The organism is Rhodococcus kronopolitis, assembly GCF_042654025.1.
GTDB lineage: Bacteria > Actinomycetota > Actinomycetes > Mycobacteriales > Mycobacteriaceae > Rhodococcus_G > Rhodococcus_G kronopolitis.
In genome coordinates, this window is the sequence record NZ_JBHSFO010000002.1 from 93270 (window position 1) to 108798 (window position 15529).

Consider the following 15529-nt stretch of genomic DNA (forward strand, 5'->3'; position numbering starts at 1 on the left):
CTGGGTCACCAGCCGCGCTCGGCCAACCGGTGGCCCACCGGCAGGTCGTCGACGTTGATGCCGACCATGGCCTCGCCCAGGCCACGCGAGACCTTGGCGAGCACGTCCGGGTCGTCGTGGAACGTGGTGGCCTTGACGATGGCCGCGGCGCGCTGGGCCGGGTTGCCGGACTTGAAGATTCCGGAACCGACGAAGACGCCCTCGGCGCCGAGCTGCATCATCATCGCGGCGTCGGCCGGGGTGGCGATGCCACCGGCGGTGAACATCGTGACGGGCAGCTTGCCTGCGGTGGCGACCTCGACGACCAGCTCGTACGGCGCCTGCAGCTCCTTGGCCGCGACGTACAGCTCGTCCTCGCTGAGCGAGCTCAGCCGGCGGATCTCGCCGAGGATGGTGCGCATGTGGGTGGTGGCGTTGGAGACGTCGCCGGTGCCGGCCTCGCCCTTCGAGCGGATCATCGCCGCGCCCTCGGTGATGCGGCGCAGCGCCTCACCGAGGTTGGTGGCGCCACAGACGAAGGGAGCGGTGAACTTCCACTTGTCGATGTGGTTGGCGTAGTCGGCGGGGGTCAGCACCTCCGACTCGTCGATGTAGTCGACGCCGAGGGACTGCAGGATCTGCGCCTCGACGAAGTGGCCGATGCGGGCCTTGGCCATCACCGGGATGCTGACCGCGGAGATGATGCTGTCGATCATGTCGGGGTCGGACATCCGGGACACGCCGCCCTGGGCGCGGATGTCCGCGGGCACCCGCTCGAGGGCCATCACGGCGACGGCGCCTGCGTCTTCGGCGATCTTGGCCTGGTCCGCGGTGACGACGTCCATGATGACCCCGCCCTTGAGCATCTCGGCCATTCCGCGCTTGACGCGCGCCGTGCCGGTGGTCGGGGCGGTTTCTGCGGTGCTCACGGCAAACTCCATCGGTAGTGACCTGTACGGGGAACGCACGCGCCACGATCCGTCGGGTCAGGGACCCAGCGGGACCGTGCCCGGGCGTGCCCCAATTCTATGACGATGCGCCTGCCCGCCGATCGGCCGGTCAGCGAATCGAGCGGACCTCGGGGTCGACGGCCCTCGCGACCACCGTCCGGGCCTCACCGAGGAGGTCCGGCAACTCCTCCGGATAGACCACCTCACCGGCAGCGGCGATGGCCCGCATCTCCGTCCCCGTGCACCACCGGAACCCGGTGATCGCACGGCGTTCGAGTTCGGTGAAACCGCCCCGCTGCGGAGTGAATCCGGTGGTCTGCAGCGCGAAGAACAGCTCCTCCGAGCGGATCAGCTCGCCGTCGTACGGGAACACCGCGACCCGACGCCACATCGGCCCGCGCAGTGCCGCGGGGTCCACCTCGAGCCCCGTCTCCTCGGCGACCTCGCGCGCGGCGGTGGCCCGCAGGTTCTCGCCCGACTCGACGCCGCCGCCGATGGTGAACCAGAAGTGCACGTCCGGCGTCTGCGGGTCGTGCCCGCGCAGCAACAGCACCCGGCCCCGCTCGTCGAGCAGCACCACCCGCGCGGACGTCCGCATCTCGTCGACGGTCAGCCCGGCCGTGGTGGCACCCGCGGTGCGTTCGGCGATCTCGAAGTAACTGGGCAGCGGCGCGGTGCCACCGAGGTGCAACCAGCGGACCGGCCGCCGGGTACGCAACGCGAGGGTGTCGCGGACCGCGTCGTTGTGGAATCGGCGGGCGATCAGCACCCGTGCCTCCGCGTCGGCCAGCTCGGCCACCAGCTGCGGGGCCAGCGAATCCGTCGGCACCGCGCCGAGTTCGGCGGACAGCGCGTTCTCCGCGGTCTCCCGGTGCCCGCGGTCGGCCTGTTCGGCCTTGTCCGCCAGCTCGGTCAGGATCCGGCCGTCCACCGCGTCCGAGACCGGCCCGCCGAACGAGTACCCCGCAGGCTCGAGCCCCACCGCGACCGCCCGGGCGACCACCGCGCGGCGCGCCAGCGCGGCGTCCAGCGCCTGCCAGGACAGGTCCGAACGCACGTGCAGCCGGTCCAGCCGGTTCGCGGTGGCGTACGCCCACGCCCCGACGACGAGCAGCACCGCCACGACCAGCACGAGCACCAGCACGGTCGTCGCCGAGAAGGTCATCATCGCGTCTCCACCCGCACTCCCTGGGCCCCGAGGGTGACGGTCTCGTAGACCCTCAGGATCTGTTCGGCCACCACCGGCCAGTCGTACTCCGCGACCACCGCGGTACCGGTGGTGACGAGTTCGCGACGCCGCTCCGGGTCGCTGAGCACGGTGTCCAGCGCCTCGGCCAGCGCGGCCGAGTCACCGATCGGGACGAGTATCCCGGCGGCTCCGTCCCGCAGCACCCGCCGGAAGGCGTCGAGTTCGCTGGCCACCACCGCGGTGCCGGCGGCCAGCGCCTCGACCAGCACGATGCCGAAGCTCTCCCCGCCGAGGTTCGGCGCGCAGTACACGTCGGCGCTGCGCATCGCGGACGCCTTCTCCGCGTCGGTCACCTGACCGAGCAGACGCAGGTGCTTCGCGTAGCGGCCGGCCTCCTTGCGGAGCCGGTCCTCGTCGCCGCGGCCGACCACCAGCACCTCGAGGTCGGGGTGCCGGGCCGCGAGCTCGGGCAGCGCACCGAGCAGGGTGTCCATGCCCTTGCGGGGCTCGTCGTACCGGCCGAGGAACAGCACGGTGCCGCCCGCGCGCGGGTACCCGTCGAGGGGCCGGGCGTCGGCGAAGGCGGACACGTCGACGCCGTTGGGGATCTCCACCGCGTCGGAGCCGAGCGACTCCACCTGCCAGCGCCGCGCCAGTTCGGACACCGCGATGCGACCGGAGATCTTCTCCAGGTACGGCTGCAGGACGCCCTGAAACGTGCTGAGCACCAACGACTTCGTGGTGGAGGTGTGGAACGTCGCGACGATCGGGCCCTGCGCGATCTTCATCGCCAGCATCGACAGGCTCGGCGCGTTCGGCTCGTGGATGTGCAGCACGTCGAAGTCGTTCTCGCTGATCCAGCGGCGCACCCGGGCGTACGCGACGGGCCCGAAGCTCAGCCGCGCCACCGACCCGTTGTACGGGATCGCCACGGCCCGTCCGGCCGAGACCACGAAGTCCGGGAGCACGGTGGTTTCCGCGGCGGGCGCCAGCACGCTGACCTTGTGACCGCGTTCGATCAGCACCTGGGCGAGTTCGACGACGTGCGCCTGCACTCCCCCGGGCACGTCGAAGGAGTACGGGCAGACCATGCCGATCTTCACGTCACGACTCCATTCGAGCCAGGCGGGCCGCCGACAGGTCCGCCCGCCACAGCGGCTGCAGCATGTGCCAGTCCGCGGGATGCGCGGCGATGTTCTCGGCGAACTTGTCGGCCAGGGCCTGGGTCGCCGGCCCGACCCCGCCTGCGGTGTCGATCGCGGAGTGGACCGAGAAGCCCCAGTCGTCGCCGTCGAACCAGCAGTGCGCGGGCAGCAGCACCGCACCGGTCTCGATCGCCAGCTTCGCAGGCCCGGCGGGCATCCGCGTCGGCTCGCCGAAGAAGGTCACCGGGACACCGTGCTTGGCGAGGTCGCGCTCGCCGAGCAGGCACACCACCCGGTTCTCGCGCAGCCGGTCCGCGAGCTGCCCGAACGGCGGCACCTCCCCGCCGCTGAGCGGGAAGATCTCGAAGCCGAGGCCCTCCCGGTAGTCGACGAACCGCTGGTACAGCGACTCCGGCTCGAGTCGTTCCGCGACGGTCGAGAACCGGCCGTGGCTCTTCGCCAGCCAGACCCCGGCCATGTCCCAGTTTCCGGTGTGCGGCAGGGCCACCACCACGCCGTTGCCTGCGGCGAGCCCGGCCTCGAGGTGTTCCTGGCCCTGGACCTTCGAGTCCAGGCGACGCCGCAGCTCGTCCTGGTCCATCGAGGGCAGCCGGAACGCCTCCCGCCAGTACCGCGCGTAGGACCGCAGCGAGGCCCGGATCAGCTCGTCCGGAACCTCGGCCGCCGGTACCCCGAGCACCCGGGCCAGGTTGCGTCGCAACTGGTCCGGGCCGCCGCCGCGCCGGGCGACCATGTCGGCGCCGAAGTCGAACAGACCGGTGGCGACCGGCTCGGGCAGGGCCCGCACCAGCCGCCAGCCGGCCGCGTAGCCGAGGTCGGTCGCCCGTTGGGCCCAGGTCACTGCTGCGGGTCCTTGACCGGCAGCAGTTCCCGCGCGCCCGCGGAGTTGCGGACGGCGAGCACCCGCTGGAACACGGTGACGACGCTGGCGACCGCGAGCAGCCACATCGCGACGTACACGGCCCACTCGAGCCAGCCGATGCCGAAGTGGCCGGCGATCCCGGTCAGGCCGGCACCGGCGAGCACGATGACCAACCGGTCCGGGCGCTCGATCAGGCCGCCGTCCGCGGACAGGCCACTGGCCTCCGCGCGCGCCTTGGCGTAGGAGATGACCTGCGAGGTGACCAGGCAGACCAGCGTCGCGGCCAGCAGCGACTTGCTGTTCTCGTGGTAGACGGCCCACCACGCGAGACCGGCGAAGATCGCACCGTCGGCGATCCGGTCGCAGGTCGCGTCCAGCACCGCCCCGTAGCGGGTGCCGCCGCCGCGGGCCCGGGCCATCGCCCCGTCGAGCATGTCGAACATGACGAAGAACCAGATCAGGATCGTGCCCCAGAACAGGTGCCCCGACGGGTACAGCGTCAACGCACCGGCAACCGTCGCGACCGTGCCGAACACGGTCACCGCGTCCGGCGTCAGCCCGGTCCGGATCAGCGCCCGCCCGAGGGGCGCGGTCACCTTCGAGACCGATGCGCGTCCGAGGATGCTGAGCACTCAGCGACCCCCGTCGTTCCACGCCGCGGACAGCAACGCGCGGGTCTCGCGGAGCAGCTGCGGCATGACCTTCGCGTTGCCGATCACCGTGATGAAGTTCGCGTCGCCACCCCAGCGCGGCACGATGTGCTGGTGCAGGTGCTCGGCCAGCGAACCACCCGCCGCCGCACCGAGATTGAGGCCGACGTTGAAGCCGTCGGGCCGCGAGACCTGCTTGATGACGCGGATCGCCTGCTGGGTGAAGCGCATCAGTTCGGTGGACTCGTCGTCGGTGAGGTCCTCGAGCGCGGCCACCCGGCGGTACGGGACCACCATCATGTGACCGGGGTTGTACGGGTAGAGGTTCAGCACCGCGTACACGTGCTCGCCGCGCGCGACGATCAGCCCCTCCTCGTCGCTCATCTTGGGAATGAACGTGAACGGGCCCTCGCCCGGCGTCGACGTCTTGGGCGCCTCCGCGATGTACGACATCCGGTGCGGGGACCACAGCCGCTGCAGCCGGTCCGGATCGCCCGGGCCGGTGTCGGTCAGCGAGGTCTCCTGCGGCACTGCCGAGTCGTCGCTCACGCCAGACCGCCGAAGAGCTCCGCCGTCGGTGAGGCGTTGTCCCGCCGGGCAATCCAGCCGGTGATGGCCTCGACCGCGCGGTCGACCGGGATGCCGTTGACCTGGGTGCCGTCGCGGAACCGGAAGCTCACCGCGCCTGCTTCGACGTCCCGCTCGCCTGCCAGCAGCATGAACGGCACCTTCTGGGTGGTGTGGTTGCGGATCTTCTTCTGCATCCGGTCGTCGCTGACGTCCACCTCGGCGCGGATCCCGGCTTCCTTGAGCTTGCCGACGACGCCGAACAGGTGCTCCTCGAACGCCTCCGCGACCGGGATGCCGACCACCTGCACGGGCGCCAGCCAGCCCGGGAACGCGCCCGCGTAGTGCTCGGTGAGCACGCCGAAGAACCGCTCGATCGAACCGAACAGCGCGCGGTGGATCATCACCGGGCGGTGCTTGGCGCCATCGGTGCCGGTGTACTCGAGTTCGAATCGCTCCGGCAGGTTGAAGTCCAGCTGGATCGTCGACATCTGCCAGGTCCGTCCGAGGGCGTCCTGCACCTGCACGGAGATCTTCGGTCCGTAGAACGCGGCTCCACCCGGGTCCGGGACCAGGGTCAGGCCCGACGCCTCCGCCACCTCGGCGAGGGTGTTGGTGGCCTCTTCCCAGGTGGCGTCGTCGCCGACGAACTTGTCCGGGTTCTTGGTGGACAGCTCGAGGTAGAAGTCGTCGAGTCCGTAGTCCTTGAGCAGCCCGAGCACGAAGTTCAGGGTGGTGGTCAGCTCGTCACGCATCTGCTCGCGGGTGCAGTAGATGTGCGCGTCGTCCTGGGTCATGCCGCGCACCCGGGTCAGGCCGTGCACGACACCGGACTTCTCGTAGCGGTAGACCGAGCCGAACTCGAACAGGCGCAACGGGAGTTCGCGGTACGAGCGTCCGCGGGAGCGGAACACCAGGTTGTGCATCGGGCAGTTCATCGGCTTGAGGTAGTACTCCTGGCCGGGCTTGCGCACCGTGCCGTCCTCGTTGAGCTCCTCGTCGATGTGCATCGCCGGGAACATGCCGTCGCGGTACCAGTCCAGGTGGCCGGAGACCTCGTAGAGATGACCCTTGGTGATGTGCGGGGAGTAGACGAACTCGTAGCCCTCCTTCACATGCCGCTCGCGGGAGTAGTTCTCCAGCTCCTGCCGGATGATGCCGCCCTTGGGGTGGAACACCGGCAGGCCGGAGCCCAGCTCGTCGGGGAAGCTGAACAGGTCCAGCTCCGCGCCCAGCTTGCGATGGTCGCGGCGCTCCGCCTCGGCCAAGAGCTCCATGTGCGTGTCGAGCGCCTCCGAGGACTCCCAGGCGGTGCCGTAGACGCGCTGCAGGTCCTCACGCGACTGGTCGCCGCGCCAGTACGCGGCGGAGCTGCGGGTGAGCTTGAACGCGGGGATGTGCTTGGTGGTGGGGATGTGCGGGCCGCGGCACAGGTCGCTCCAGACCTTCTCGCCGGTGCGCGGGTCGAGGTTGTCGTAGATCGACAGCTCGTTGCCGCCGACCTCCATCACCTCGGGGTCGTCGACGCCGGACTTGTCGTCGATCAGCTCGAGCTTGAACGGCTCGTCGGCCAGTTCGACGCGGGCGTCCTCGATCGAGTCGACCACGCGACGCGAAAAGCGCTGCGAGCCCTTGATGATCTGCTTCATCCGCTTCTCGAGGCGGGTCAGGTCCTCGGGGGTGAAGGGCTCGGCGACCCGGAAGTCGTAGTAGAAGCCGTCCTTGATCGGCGGGCCGATGCCCAGCTTCGCGGCCGGGAACTCGGCCTGCACGGCCTGCGCCAGCACGTGCGCGCACGAGTGCCGGATCACCATGCGGCCGTCGTCGGTGTCGGCCGCGACGGCCTCGACCTCGGTGTCGGTGTCGGGAATCCACGACAGGTCCTTGAGCTGGCCCTCGGCGTCACGGACGACGACGATCGCGTCGGGCCCCTTGCCGGACAGTCCCGCCTCACGAACCGCCGTACCGGCGGTAGTCCCCGCAGGCACCCGGACGTGGGCGGCTGGGACTACTGATGCAGGCGTGGTCACGGCGATGTGCTCCTCGATGTGTGAGCCGCCATCGGCGACGGCTCTCGGTGAGCCCTCATGCTATCGGCACGCGGATCGAATCTTCCGCCTCACCCGACCAGAGCGCCGAGCCGCGCCAGCCGCACCGCCGGCAACTGGTTCGGACAGCTGATGCACTTCGCTCGGTCGGCGGCATCGCTGTCGCCGGGGTCGGCCGCCGCCCCGGTCAGGTAGAGCAGGCAGCACGACGACCGCCGGACAAACCGCCGGGCACCCGCGGCCGGGTCTGCCGTCGGGTCGGCGGGCAGCTGGACCCCGGCCCGGACGTCGACGAACCGGGGCGTCAGCATCGGCTCGCCCACCAGCTCCGCGAGCCGGACCGCCATGGCGCTGCCCGCCGCCGGGCCTGCCAGTGCGGAACCCGCGTCGAGGGCCCGGTTGCCGAGCCCGTCGGCGGCGATCGCCCACAGCGACCGCTCGCCGACCCCGCCGATCTCGGCGAGCGGACCGATCATCGCCTCGAACGTCGCGCGCAGTGCCACCGCGAACTCCGCCGGGCCGGGCAGCACGGTGGTCGAGCGCGTCGTGGCGAAGGAGCCGTCCGGGCGCAGGGTGAAGGTCATCCGCTCCGGTGACGGATCCGGCGCGGTACCGATGGACAGCAACATCGCGGTCGGCACCGCCAGCAGCGCCGAACTCGCCGAGTACCACCACAGGGTCGCCGACACCCGGGAGTCCTCGCACCGCCAGACCCGCGCGGTCTGCGCGACCCGGGCAGCGAGCCACGACGGGTCGACGATCGTCGCACCGCTCACCACCCGCGCATTCGGGCTCGGCTCGACCAGCATGCGCACCGCCGGCAGCGCCACGGACACGCGGCGGTAGTCCTCGGCCGGGTCCGCACCGGTCATCCGAGTACCGGGCTCTGCAACACGGCGGCGTCGAGGCCGAACCAGCCACCGACCATGGCGAACGTGCCGAGCAGCCAGAGCGTGACGAGCACGACCACACAGGTCATCACCACGCCGATCGCCTTCACCGCCGCGGACTGCCGTCCGAACCACACCATGAAGCGGTCGTAGTGGGTGCGCACGAACCGCTGCAGCCGGTTCGCCCACGTGAACTCCGTCGATAGGATGCCGAGCCCGGCGAAGACGATCAGCCAGCCGGGACCGGGATAGGGAATCGCGATGACGCCGACGATCAACACCAATCCGCCGACCGCGCCCACCGCGGTCCGGTAGGCAAGGTTGAGCCCAACATTCGCTGCAATGCGACGACGCCACAGCATCCATCGACTTTCGGTGGTCGGCACACCAGACACATTACTGACGCACGGATCGGGCCCGGACTGGCTACGGCACGCGAGTGCCAAAACGGCAACGACAAAAGAAGGCCCGTTGCGAAGTACTTCGCAACGGGCCTTCTTGTTGTGGTCCCGGCTGGGATCGAACCAGCGACCTTCCCGGTGTGAACGGGACGCTCTTCCACTGAGCCACGGGACCTCAGCCGCTCTCGAACTCTTGCGGCCGAACGAGATGGAACAGTAGCACTCTCCCCATCCAGTCAAAAATCGCCAGGTCAACGCCACGGTTCGGGCGCGCGTTCGACGACCGCGCCCACCCGTTTGACGCGATCACACCCGCATTCCGCGTCCAATCCCTTGTGTGACGGCACGAAGTGGCGTGTGACGACAGGAGAGGGGGTGCGGTGCCGCGACGCGTTCACAGCCACCACACGGCGTCGCCGGCCGCCACCCGTCAGGAGTTCAACGCGGCACCGCCGAGCGTTCGGCTGCCGCACCCGCCCGCACACACCCGCTGACGCGATCACACAGGCACTGCGCGCCCAATGCCTGCGTGACGGCGAGAAGTGGCGCGCACCGGCAGGGAGGGCGCCCGATTTCGCCCGGCCGGGGCACCGTCGCCGGCGCCGCGCCACTGCCACCCCCGGAGACCTCGCCGGGGCACGCAGGATTTGACCCATCCACGACGTCTGACCAGTCGATTTGGCACGGAACACGCGTTCGGCTAATGTTCTCCTGGCACCGAGGAAAGCGGCAACGCCTTCCAGAGATGCAGTGCGGATGTGGCGCAGCTGGTAGCGCACAACCTTGCCAAGGTTGGGGTCGCGGGTTCGAATCCCGTCATCCGCTCGAGAGGTTGGACTCAACCTTGCGGTGGAGTGGCCGAGTGGTGAGGCAACGGCCTGCAAAGCCGTGCACACGGGTTCGATTCCCGTCTCCACCTCTCTTGTGAGGAAACCTGCGCGATTAGCTCAGCGGGAGAGCGCTTCCCTGACACGGAAGAGGTCACTGGTTCAATCCCAGTATCGCGCACCAGGAAAAGGCAGGACCCGAAACTTCGGGTCCTGCCTTTTCTCGTTTCCGACCCCTTCACCTTGCGCCGTTCCGGGCGCCACCCGTCCGGGACCGCTTCCGCCGCCGGCCCGTGCGTGGGCACCGCCGAGCCGCTACCCGCCACCCCTCGTCCGCACGCCTTCACGGGCAGGGCACCGAATCCCCTCGCTTCGGGTCGAATCCCCCGTTTCGGGCCGCCAAACCGCCTCAACGACCGAGTCCCGTACCGCCAACGAACCCGACAGAACCACAAAAAGCATCGTTGACCAGGCGATTTCACACCACGAGATCCGTGCGCTAATGTTTTCCTCGCACCACGGAGACAGGCACAGCCCGCCTCCGGAAGTGCGATGCGGATGTGGCGCAGCTGGTAGCGCACAACCTTGCCAAGGTTGGGGTCGCGGGTTCGAATCCCGTCATCCGCTCGAGAGGTTGAATCGAGCCTCACGGTGGAGTGGCCGAGTGGTGAGGCAACGGCCTGCAAAGCCGTGCACACGGGTTCGATTCCCGTCTCCACCTCGCTTTTGAGAACTTGCGCGATTAGCTCAGCGGGAGAGCGCTTCCCTGACACGGAAGAGGTCACTGGTTCAATCCCAGTATCGCGCACCACGAATACAGGCAGGGCCCCCGTCCGCGGGGGTCCTTTTCTGTTTCTCCGGGGCACGCTGGTCCCCCGATTCCCATTTCACGGAAGTTCTGCGCCCCACATCGGGTATCCCCCGCCCGCGACGGGCCCAGACTGGTAGACAAGAGCGTCCGACTAGGAGGGTCCCATGTCCACTGCACCTGGTGCCGAACCACCGCCCCTCCTGTTGCTGACCTTCGGCGTCGCGGCCCGAACCCTCGACGCCGCCGGCGCCGTCGGCCGCGCGGCCCGCGGCGCCGTCCGATCGGTGCCCGTCCTCGGCCCCCGCGTCGACGCCGTCGCCGAGAGCACGCTCGCCCGCGGCGAACAGGCGGTCCGGGCGACCGCCGAACTGGCCCGCGCCACGCTGCGCGTCGTCGTGCGCGAGGTGGTGGCCGCCGCCCTCCTCGAGGTTGACCTGACGCGGATCGTCCGGGAGTACGTGGACCTCGACCTGATCGCGGAGGGCATCGACGTCGACGCCATCGCCGGACGAATCGACCTGGACGCGATCGTGCGCCGCCTCGACCTCGACGCGATTGTCGACACCGTCGACCTCGCCCGCCAGGTGGACCGCGTCGACATCGACGAGATCGCACGCCGGCTCGACATCGAAGCCGTGATCGCCCGCATGGACCTGATCGAGCTCGCCGGCAACATCATCGAAGGCGTGGACCTGCCGGACATCATTCGCGAGTCCACCGGATCGCTGTCCTCCGAGGCGGTCCGCGGTGTCCGGAGCCAGGGCATGCAGGCCGACGACGCCGTCGCGGGCTTCGTCGGCCGACTCTTCGGCCGGGACCCCGGACCGGATGCCTTGCCGCACAGCGACACCGGACACGACGATCCCGAACCGGGTGCGCGGTGACCGGGCCGCACCCACACCCCCACGGTCCCGAACAACGTGCGGCCGGCATCGTCACCCGGCTGCTGTGCGCGGCCGTCGACGGGGCTGTGGTGCTCACGATTGTCGGCGCCATCTACCTGGGTCTGACCTTCGCCCGGTTGCTGTTCTCCCCGCAGAACTTCACCTTCCCCGAACCGCACGCGCTGCTGTCCGTGAGCACCTCCCTGGTGCTGGCGATGCTCTACCTGACGGTCTGCTGGGCCACGACGGGGCGGACGGTCGGCGCCATCGCGATGGGACTGCGGGTGGTCACCACCCGAAATCGCAAGCTGCGCTGGGCCGTTGCCGCCGCCCGCGCCGCACTGTGCGTGTTCTTCGGGATCGGGCTGGCGTGGGTGGCCGTGGACCCGCAACGCCGGTCCCTGCAGGACATCGTGCTGCGCACCCGCGTCGTCTACGACTGGGACCAGAACCCCGAACTCGTCGGCGGGTGACGTCGGCGCAGGCCTGCCGAATCACCTACGGCTGCATACCCATCGAGCCGGCGAGCATCGGCCAGGAGTTGTGCAGGTCGTCCTGCCAGTAGCCCCACGAGTGGGTGCCCGCCGGCTTGAAGTCGAACGTCGCCGGGATCTTCAACTCCGCCAACCGGTTCGCCAGGTTGTGGGTACACATGTTCACGGCCGCCTCGATGACGCCGCCGACGATCACCTGGTTTGCGAGCGCCACCGGGCTGCCGCCGACCCCGGGCGCGTCGAGCGTCTCGTGGGGACCGGGCAGGCCCGACCCCGTGGCCACGTACAGCTGTGTGCCCCTCAGCTTCTCGGCGTTGACGACGGGATCGTTGGCGACCCATCCCGGACCGTCGAGCGGGCCCCACATGTTGGTGACGTCTCCCCCGCCGCGCCCGTCCACGACGAGCTCGATGAAGGCCTGTCCCTCCGGGGTACTGGTCTCGGCGCACCCGCTGTAGGCGCCCACGCTCCGGTACAGGCCGGGCGCCGCGATCGCCAGGTTGAGCACGGAGGTCGCGGTCATCGAGATCGCCGCGATCGCGTTGACGCCGTTGGTTCCGAACTCGGCGTCGACGATCGGCGGCAGCTCCTCGGTCAGGAACGTCTGCCACTTGTTGCGGCCCAGGACCGGGTCGTCCTTGATCCAGTCGGTGTAGTAGCTGAACGCACCCTCGAGCGGTGTCACGACGTTGACGTTCTTGTCCTGGAAGAAGGACAACACGTCGGTCCGGTCCTGCCAGGTCGCGGTGTCCTCGCCGCCGCCGGCACCGTTGAGCAGGTAGAGCGTGGGCCGTGGGGCGCTGGTGTCCGCAGGCAGGATGACCTGGATCGGGATGGTGCGGTCCATCGCCGCGGAGTAGACCTCGGCGGTCACCGTCCGGTCACCGCTCCTCGTCACCTCCGCGAGGTGGGACCCGGACACCGCCTGGGTGACGGCGCCGGCGCCGGGGCCCGGCGGATGGTCCCCGGCCGCCGCGATCGCGGGGGTCAGCAGCGTCGGCAACACCGACACCGTCAGTACCGCCGATGCCACCCGGCCGGGTCCACCTCGTCGAGTTCTCATGCCCGCACCTTTCGGCTCCTCGCGGGCGAAACTCAGCGCTGCGCCGCGATCAGGTCCCGATACCAGTAGTACGAGTCCTTCGGCGTTCGCGCAAGGGTCTCGTAGTCCACGTGCACCAGACCGAAGCGTTCCTGGTACCCGGCGGCCCACTCGAAGTTGTCGAAAATCGACCACACGAAGTAGCCCCGCACGTCGACGCCGTCGTCGATCGCCCCGCGCAGTTCGACCAGGTGATCGCGGTGGTAGTCGATGCGCTTGGCGTCCCGCACCCGACCGTCCGCGTCCGGTGCGGCGTCGTGGAACGAGGCGCCGGACTCGGTGATGTAGATCGGCGGCAGCGCGTCGCCGTAGCGGTCGGCGAAGATCCCGACGATCTCGCGCAGGCCTGCGGGCACGATCGGCCAGCCGAAGTCGGTGCGCTCGTAGCCCTCGAGCGCGACCGGCTGGAACGGCATGCCCGGCGGCAGGTCCACCTCGAGCACGCCGGCACTGCCCTCGTCCGACGTCGGCGCCGCGATCACCGTCGGCTCGTAGTAGTTGATCCCGAACCAGTCCAGCGGCTGCGAGATGATCTTGAGGTCGTCCTCGACCGGGCCCTGCAGGATCGCCGCCAGCTCCTCGGCGGGGTAGCTGCCGCGCAACACCGGATCCGCGAAGGTCCAGTTCACGATGTGGTCGTAGATGTCCGCGGCCTCGACGTCGGCGTCGGAATCGCTGGCCGCGTGCACCGGCGCGTGGTTCGACGCGATGCCGATGTTGCCGCACCCGGCCGCCCGCAGCGCCTGCACGGACAGCCCGTGCCCGAGCAGCTGGTGGTGGGCGGCCTGCAGGGCGCCGAAGCCGAGTTCGAGTCCCGGCGCGTGCACGCCGAGCGCGTGCCCGTAGAGCGTGTGCACCACCGGTTCGTTGAGCGGCATCCACATGTCGACCCGGTCCGCGAGCCGCCGTCCTACGATGTCCGCGTACTCGGCAAGGCGCAGGGCGGTGTCACGGTTGAGCCAGCCCCCGGCGTCCTGCAGCACCTGCGGGAGGTCCCAGTGGAAGAGCGTGACCGCCGGCTTGATGCCGGCCTCGCACAGCTCGTCGACGACCCGGTCGTAGAAGTCCAGGCCTGCCTCGTTGACGGCGCCGCTACCCGTCGGCTGCACCCGCGGCCACGAGACCGACAGCCGGTACGAGTCCACCCCGAGCTCACGCATCAGCGCGACGTCCTCGCGGTAGCGGTGGTAGTGGTCGATCGCCACGTTCGCGTGCTCACCGCGGACCACCGCGCCGGGGCGCTCGCAGAACTCGTCCCAGATCGACCGTCCGCGGCCGCCCACGTCGACCGCGCCCTCCACCTGAAACGAGGCTGCGGCGACGCCCCACAGGAAGTCTTGCGGGAAGGACGGATTCGGCTCGGCATTTCGCATGCGGCGAGTCTGCCTAATTCTTGGACAGGCGTCCAGCCCGGTGTTTCAATTCGACTACACAACGCCCGCACGGGCCCCGGCGAAAGCACCCCCACTGATGACGCTTCCCACGCCCGACCGTGGCACGACGCCACCGACACCCGCCCAGCGCACCGCCCGCGTGTCCGCCTCGGTGGGGTTCGGCCTGCAGGGCTTCTTCCTGGCGGTGCTGCTCACCCAGCTCCCCCAGTTCAAGGACAAGTACGGCTTCGACGACACCACCATCGCCCTCGTCGTGGTGATGGCCTCGGTGGTCGCGGGCGGCGGCAGCGTGCTGGCCGAGTACGTCGCGACCCGCGCCAACAGCAAGACTGCGCTGCGCGCGGGGCTCGCGGTGATCGCCGTGGCCGGGCTGGGCATTGCGCTCTCGCCCAGCACGATCCCGTTCTTCGTCGGTTTCGCGGTGTACGGGATCGGTCTCGGCATGGTCGACGCGGGCACCAACATGCAGGCCGTCGCCATTCAGCGCTGCTACGGCCGCTCGATCCTGTCCTCCTTCCACGCCATCTGGAGCGTCGGCGCGATCATCGGCGCGCTGTTCGTTTCGCTGTGTGAAGCGGTCGACGTCAGCCTGCTGGTGTCGATCGCGCTGGCCAGCCTGGTCGTGGCCGGTGCCACCGCGGCAATCGGCCCCCGTCTCCTCGCCACCGGACCCGAGGTCGAGGCCGGACTCGGGGCCGGGGCCACGCCGCTGGTCATCCCGTGGCGGCCGTTCCTCGCGCTCGGCATCGCGATGGCGCTGTTCTTCGCCATCGACTTCAGCGTCGGGAACTGGTCGGCGCTCTACCTCAAGGACGTGCTGTTCGCGAGTTCGAGCACCGCGGCCCTGGCCGTCGCCGCGTACCAGGGCGCGGGCCTGATCTCCCGGTTCACCGGCGACCACTGGGTGCGTCGCCACGGCGAGGTCGCCGTGGTGCGGGTGGGCGCCGCGATCGCCGTCCTCGGCTTTGTCGTCGTGGTGTTCGCGCACAGCCCGGTGGTCGCCATCGTCGGCTTCCTCGTCATCGGACTCGGCGCCCCCGTCATCGCGCCGCTGTGCTTCAGTGCCGCCGGACGACTGGCCCCGCCGGAGCAGACGGACGCGGTCATCGCGCGCCTGAACCTGTTCAACTACGCGGGCACGATCATCGGCGGCGGAGTCGTCGGCGGCATCGCGGCGGTGACCGACATGCGGATCGGATTCGCGATCCCACTGGTGTTCGCCGTCGGGCTGATCCTCCTGGCGCCGGCGTTCCACCCGGAGCGCGCGACGGAGGCGGCGAGCGAGGTCGACCACGTCGGCTGAGAGTTCGCGGTT

At 69.8% G+C, this 15529-nt stretch carries 14 protein-coding genes and 7 tRNA genes; 9 read left to right on the top strand and 12 right to left on the bottom strand.

Annotated features, from left to right (window positions below):
• Window positions 1-5: 5 nt before the first annotated feature.
• From pdxS to ACFO6S_RS03620, 10 genes are all read right to left on the bottom strand, one after another.
• Window positions 6-908 (bottom strand): pyridoxal 5'-phosphate synthase lyase subunit PdxS, encoded by a 903-nt coding sequence (gene pdxS / locus ACFO6S_RS03575; RefSeq protein WP_378414243.1) that lies wholly within the window; start codon window positions 906-908, stop codon window positions 6-8.
• A gap of 130 nt (window positions 909-1038) precedes the next feature.
• Window positions 1039-2094, bottom strand: a complete 1056-nt coding sequence (locus ACFO6S_RS03580; RefSeq protein ID WP_378415197.1) for an NUDIX hydrolase — start codon at window positions 2092-2094, stop codon at window positions 1039-1041.
• On the bottom strand, window positions 2094-3221 hold the full coding sequence (locus ACFO6S_RS03585) for a glycosyltransferase family 4 protein (protein WP_378414245.1): 1128 nt from the start codon (window positions 3219-3221) through the stop codon (window positions 2094-2096). Before ACFO6S_RS03585 ends, ACFO6S_RS03580 begins: the two co-directional genes overlap by 1 nt.
• Window position 3222: 1 nt before the next feature.
• Window positions 3223-4125, bottom strand: coding sequence for a phosphatidylinositol mannoside acyltransferase (locus ACFO6S_RS03590; RefSeq protein ID WP_378414247.1), 903 nt, complete (start codon window positions 4123-4125; stop codon window positions 3223-3225).
• Window positions 4122-4778, bottom strand: coding sequence for a phosphatidylinositol phosphate synthase (gene pgsA / locus ACFO6S_RS03595; RefSeq protein WP_378414248.1), 657 nt, complete (start codon window positions 4776-4778; stop codon window positions 4122-4124). The genes ACFO6S_RS03590 and pgsA overlap by 4 nt, the downstream gene beginning before the upstream one ends.
• Complete coding sequence (locus ACFO6S_RS03600) at window positions 4779-5345, bottom strand: ATP adenylyltransferase (RefSeq protein ID WP_378414250.1); 567 nt, start codon at window positions 5343-5345, stop codon at window positions 4779-4781.
• Complete coding sequence (gene thrS, locus ACFO6S_RS03605; RefSeq protein ID WP_378414252.1) at window positions 5342-7393, bottom strand: threonine--tRNA ligase; 2052 nt, start codon at window positions 7391-7393, stop codon at window positions 5342-5344. The genes ACFO6S_RS03600 and thrS overlap by 4 nt, the downstream gene beginning before the upstream one ends.
• Before the next feature lie 89 nt (window positions 7394-7482).
• The gene (locus tag ACFO6S_RS03610; RefSeq protein ID WP_378414253.1) at window positions 7483-8283 is read right to left on the bottom strand and encodes a hypothetical protein; all 801 of its coding nucleotides are present in this window, start codon (window positions 8281-8283) and stop codon (window positions 7483-7485) included.
• On the bottom strand, window positions 8280-8663 hold the full coding sequence (locus tag ACFO6S_RS03615) for a TIGR02611 family protein (protein WP_378415199.1): 384 nt from the start codon (window positions 8661-8663) through the stop codon (window positions 8280-8282). The genes ACFO6S_RS03610 and ACFO6S_RS03615 overlap by 4 nt, the downstream gene beginning before the upstream one ends.
• Before the next feature lie 142 nt (window positions 8664-8805).
• Window positions 8806-8877 (bottom strand) — tRNA-Val (locus tag ACFO6S_RS03620).
• Between the two features lie 577 nt (window positions 8878-9454).
• On the opposite strand from ACFO6S_RS03620, the gene ACFO6S_RS03625 reads away from it, so the two are divergent.
• The 8 genes from ACFO6S_RS03625 (at window position 9455) to ACFO6S_RS03660 (ending at window position 11697) form a co-directional block, all read left to right on the top strand.
• Window positions 9455-9527: transfer RNA gene (locus tag ACFO6S_RS03625), tRNA-Gly, on the top strand.
• A 23-nt stretch (window positions 9528-9550) separates the two neighbouring features.
• A tRNA-Cys gene (locus tag ACFO6S_RS03630) sits at window positions 9551-9621 on the top strand.
• Between the two features lie 17 nt (window positions 9622-9638).
• Window positions 9639-9713 (top strand) — tRNA-Val (locus ACFO6S_RS03635).
• Between the two features lie 370 nt (window positions 9714-10083).
• Window positions 10084-10156 (top strand) — tRNA-Gly (locus ACFO6S_RS03640).
• Window positions 10157-10179: 23 nt separating this feature from the next.
• Window positions 10180-10250: transfer RNA gene (locus ACFO6S_RS03645), tRNA-Cys, on the top strand.
• Between the two features lie 15 nt (window positions 10251-10265).
• A tRNA-Val gene (locus ACFO6S_RS03650) sits at window positions 10266-10340 on the top strand.
• A 164-nt stretch (window positions 10341-10504) separates the two neighbouring features.
• A complete protein-coding gene (locus tag ACFO6S_RS03655; RefSeq protein WP_378414254.1) occupies window positions 10505-11224 on the top strand; it encodes a hypothetical protein in 720 nt (239 codons plus the stop codon).
• Complete coding sequence (locus tag ACFO6S_RS03660; protein WP_378414256.1) at window positions 11221-11697, top strand: RDD family protein; 477 nt, start codon at window positions 11221-11223, stop codon at window positions 11695-11697. The genes ACFO6S_RS03655 and ACFO6S_RS03660 overlap by 4 nt, the downstream gene beginning before the upstream one ends.
• A gap of 25 nt (window positions 11698-11722) precedes the next feature.
• On the opposite strand, the gene ACFO6S_RS03665 is transcribed toward ACFO6S_RS03660, so the two are convergent.
• Window positions 11723-12781: an alpha/beta hydrolase gene (locus ACFO6S_RS03665; RefSeq protein ID WP_378414258.1), complete on the bottom strand. Its 1059-nt coding sequence runs from the start codon at window positions 12779-12781 to the stop codon at window positions 11723-11725.
• Window positions 12782-12813: 32 nt separating this feature from the next.
• Window positions 12814-14193 (bottom strand): GH1 family beta-glucosidase, encoded by a 1380-nt coding sequence (locus ACFO6S_RS03670; RefSeq protein ID WP_378414260.1) that lies wholly within the window; start codon window positions 14191-14193, stop codon window positions 12814-12816.
• Window positions 14194-14290: 97 nt separating this feature from the next.
• Between ACFO6S_RS03670 and ACFO6S_RS03675 the strand changes: the two genes are divergently transcribed.
• Entirely contained in the window at window positions 14291-15517 is a 1227-nt protein-coding gene (locus ACFO6S_RS03675) for an MFS transporter (protein ID WP_378414262.1), read from the top strand.
• The last annotated feature ends 12 nt before the right edge of the window (window positions 15518-15529 follow it).